This window comes from Microbacterium sp. K41 (assembly GCF_004794395.1).
Classification (GTDB): Bacteria; Actinomycetota; Actinomycetes; order Actinomycetales; family Microbacteriaceae; genus Microbacterium; species Microbacterium sufflavum.
In genome coordinates this window covers 1-1,997 of sequence record NZ_SSDO01000194.1, presented here as the reverse complement: position 1 = coordinate 1,997, position 1,997 = coordinate 1, and the positions used below count along the sequence as shown (strand labels likewise).

At 74.4% G+C, this 1,997-nt stretch carries 1 protein-coding gene; it reads left to right on the top strand.

Going from position 1 to position 1,997, the window contains the following annotated elements; translation table 11 throughout:
- On the top strand, positions 1-1,997 hold a 1,997-nt coding region (locus tag DW309_RS05135; RefSeq protein WP_240753125.1), incomplete at both ends, for a transglutaminase TgpA family protein.

Below are 1,997 nucleotides of genomic sequence, written 5' to 3'. Positions count from 1 at the left end.
GACCCCGCCGCCGCGCACCGTGCCGCGGTGGCACCGCGACCGCGACGAACCGGATCGCGTCGTCGCCACGGGCGTGCTCGCCGCGGTCGGAGCGCTCGTGGCCCTGTGGCCGTTCACCTCGGTGATCACGCCGGGGGCCTGGTCGTTCACGGTCGTGCTGATCGTGGTGGCCGTGGTGGGCACCGGGATGCTCGTCCGTCACCTCCTCCGCCGCCGGCGCGCGGGACTGGGCGACCTCGGCGCGCTGCTCGCCCAGGTCGCGGTCGCGGTCGCCGTGCTCACGCTGCTGCTCGCGGGCGACACCGCGATCCTGGGGGTCGTTCCCACCGCGACGACCCTCGCGGTGTTCCAGGGCCTGGGGGCGGCCGCTTGGGAGCAGATCGTGTTCGGCTCGGCGCCGCTCGACGCCTCCCCCGCACTGGCGGGTGCCCTCGGTGCGGGCTTCGCCGTGGTGGCGATCCTGCTCGACCACCTGGTCGCCCAGCGCTCGGCCGTGCTCGCCACCGTGCTGATCGGCGTGATCGGCGCCGTGCCGATGATCGTGACCTTCGGCGACCCGAACGTCGCCTGGTTCGTGGCCCTCGCGCTCACGGCGCTGCTGCTGTTCCGGGTCACTGCGCAGCGCGACGGCTCCTCTCCGCGCCGGAGCTCGCTGTCGGTCGCCGTCGGGGTCGGCGCGGCCGCCGTCGTCTCCGCGCTCGTGGTGACGCCCGCGCTGCCCGTCGCCCCCACCATGGCCGGCACCGGCGTCGGCGTGACCGTCGACGCGTCGCTGCGCCTCGGCGACGACCTGCGCCAGCCCAACCCGGTCGAGGTGCTCACCCTCGCCACCGACGCCGCCACCGCACCCTATCTGCGCCTGACCACGCTGTCCCGCTTCGACGGCCGTGTGTGGCAGCCCGACCGCGGCGACCTGCAGTCGCAGGCGGACGGCTTCGGGGAGCCGGAGTGGAGCGAGGGCGTCGCGACCGAGGACGCCACCACGTCCATCCGCATCCTGCGCATGTCGAGCGCCTGGCTGCCGGTGCCGTACCCCGCCACCGACGTGTCGGGGTTGAACGGGTCGTGGCGGGTGGCCCCCGAGAACCGCACGCTGTACTCGCGTCGGTCCGACGCCGCCGGCAACGACTACACCGTGAGCTCCACGCGCGTCACGCCGACGCTCGAGCAGATCCGTGCGGTCGACGCGGCCCCGCCGCTCGCGGATCCCGACACCGAGGACGTCGAGCTGCCCGGGATCATCGGCGAGCTCGCGGCCGAGGTGACCGCCGACGCGGACACCGACTACGACCGGCTCGTGGCGCTGCAGAACTGGTTCCGCGCGCAGTTCGACTACTCGCTGGAGACGCCGGTGGAGGAGGGCTTCGACGGCACCGGCGCCGACGCCGTCGCCCGCTTCCTGGAGGAGCGCTCCGGGTATTGCGTGCACTTCGCCGGCGCGTTCGCCCTGATGGCGGAGAGCCTCGACATGCGGGTGCGGATCGTGGTCGGGTACCTCCCCGGTTCGCTCACCGACGAGAAGCGCGGAGACGAGTCGATCTTCTCCGTGACGAGCGACCAGCTGCACTCCTGGCCCGAAGTGCTGTTCCCCGGCATCGGCTGGGTGTCGTTCGAGCCCACCGCGTCGCTCGGCGTCCCGACGGCGTTCCGCGCGGGCGAGGCCCAGGGCGGTGCGACCGGCGGGATCACGGAGCCCGCGCCGACCACGGCGCCGCAGACGCAGGAGACGCAGGGCCCCGACGTCGACCGGGGTGACGCGGACCCCGGGTCCGCGGGATCCGGAGAGCTGCGCCGCCTCGACCCGACCCCGGTCGCGCTCGTGACGCTCGGGGTGGTCGTGCTGCTCCTACTTCCCGGGATCGTGCGGCTCATCGAGCGGAGGATGCGGATGCGTCGCGCGGCCCGAGGCGACGCGGCCGCCGCGTGGGCGGAACTGCGCGACACCCTGCTCGACCTGGCGCTGCCGGTGTCGGACGCCGACAGCCCCCGTGCGCGAG